The sequence below is a fragment of the Chryseobacterium indologenes genome (genome assembly GCF_001295265.1).
Classification (GTDB): domain Bacteria; phylum Bacteroidota; class Bacteroidia; order Flavobacteriales; family Weeksellaceae; genus Chryseobacterium; species Chryseobacterium indologenes_A.
The window spans coordinates 1-1,940 of the sequence record NZ_LJOD01000046.1 but is presented as its reverse complement, the minus strand read 5'-3'; the positions used below and the strand labels follow the sequence as shown (position 1 = coordinate 1,940).

Genomic DNA, 1,940 nt, shown 5'->3' with positions numbered 1-1,940 from the left:
AAAGTAAAACCATACGACCTGATCAACGTTCAGAAACCTTCATTGGCCCAGAATCTTGACTATTTCATTTCTTTCCAGAACGGATATTATTTTGTACGTTACCTGATGTGGAACTTCGTAGGAAGGCAGAACGACCTTGAAGGAAACATGGAAAATACAAAAGGAAACTGGATCTCCGGAATTCCTTTTATAGACAATGCTTTATTAGGAAATCAGGATAAAATGCCTGCAAAATTCCAGAATGAAAGCACAGTGAAATTCTTTTTCCTTCCGTTAATTTTAGGATTGATCGGTTTCTTTTTCCAGCTGAACAGAGATTTCGGTAGATTTTATGCCCTTCTTTCCCTGTTTATCCTGACAAGTGTGGGAATTATCTTCTATACAGGGGTAAAACCTTTTGAGCCAAGAGAAAGAGACTATGCCATGGTAGGCTCGTTCTATGCCTTTGCCATCTGGATCGGGATGGGTGCCGGAGCCATTTTATGGTTCCTTCAGTCTAAAATAAAATCCAACGGAGCCAATATTGCTTTAGGGGTAATTTTATTGGGAGTTCCTTTTATGATGGGATTCCAGAACTATAACGTGCATGACAGAAGCAACAGATATACTGCGTATGATTATGCTTATTCAGTATTAAAATCACTTCCGAAAAATGATATTTTGTTCGTTTACGGAGATAATGATACTTATCCTGTATGGGCAATCCAGGAGACGGAAAGATTCAGGGATGATGTGAAAGTAGTGAATTTCACCCTTGCTTCAACGCCTTGGAACCTTGATCAGATCAAAAGAAAAACATACAATGCAGCAGGAATTCCAAGTGAGCTGACGCATGAGGATTACAGAGAAGGTTCAAACGACCAGATTTACATGATGAAGAAAGAGGATTGGGAAAGTGTATTCTCCATGCTTAAACAGCAGGGTGTTCCTGATACGGAATTCCAGGCTTTCAGAAAATATCTTACACAGGATTCTCTGACCCTGAAGGAAGCAATCAACTTTATTAAGTTCAAATCTCCTGAAAAAGATGAGCTTCTGAAAATGTATTTCGGGGAAGAAAAATATGAGAAGTACAACATTCTTCCGGTTAATAAATTCATTCTTCCGGTTAACAAAGAAAATGCTTTAAAAGCAGGAATTATTACCCAGGCAGATCTTCCGAACGTAGTAAATCAGATCATGATCACCTATAAAGGGAACACACTTTATAAAAATAACCTGATTCTGATGGACCTTTTGGCGAACTTTGACTGGAAACGTCCGATCAACTTCTCTTCAGGAGGAATCTATGACAGCGAAAATATCTTCTATCTGAACGAATACCTTCAGTTTGACGGGTTCAGCTACAGGTTAGTTCCTGTACACACGGTACAGACTCCGGACGGAGATATGGGGAAAGTAGATGCCAATTCACTGTATAATGTGGTGAAAAATTTCAGATGGGGGAACTTTAAAAATTTAAATGTTCATTTTGATGAAACAGCTACTTCAAATATTATGAGCTACAGAATGTCGGCGAGCAGAGCAGCTTCAGCACTAGCCTTAAGCGGGCAAAAGGCCAAAGCGATTGAAATTCTTGACCTTGCAGCAAGAGAAATTCCTGCCGAGAAATACAACGATCCGCGTTCGTTAAGCGCTATGGTAACCGGATATATCGTTGCAGGGCAGGAACAGAAAGGTCTTCAGCTGGCTGAAATTCTTAAAAAAGGAATCTTTGAAGAATATGATTATTATTTAAGTCTGGACCCTATTGACCAAACCTATGTAAGAAGACAGATGAGAACAAAACCAATGGAATATTCTCTTGTGGTTTCTGCTGTTACCGATGCTTACAAAAAAATCGGCCAGAACGAAAAAGCATATGCTTATCTGGTGAAATCCATAGAGCCTATTGATAAAAAATTCAATGTTTTCATCAAAGAGCTTCAGCAGATGGGTAA

General features: G+C 39.1%; 1 pseudogene. It reads left to right on the top strand.

The annotated features are described in order from the left end of the window. Nucleotides 1-1,940 (top strand): annotated as a pseudogene (locus tag AOB46_RS22595) (DUF2723 domain-containing protein); the annotation flags it as partial.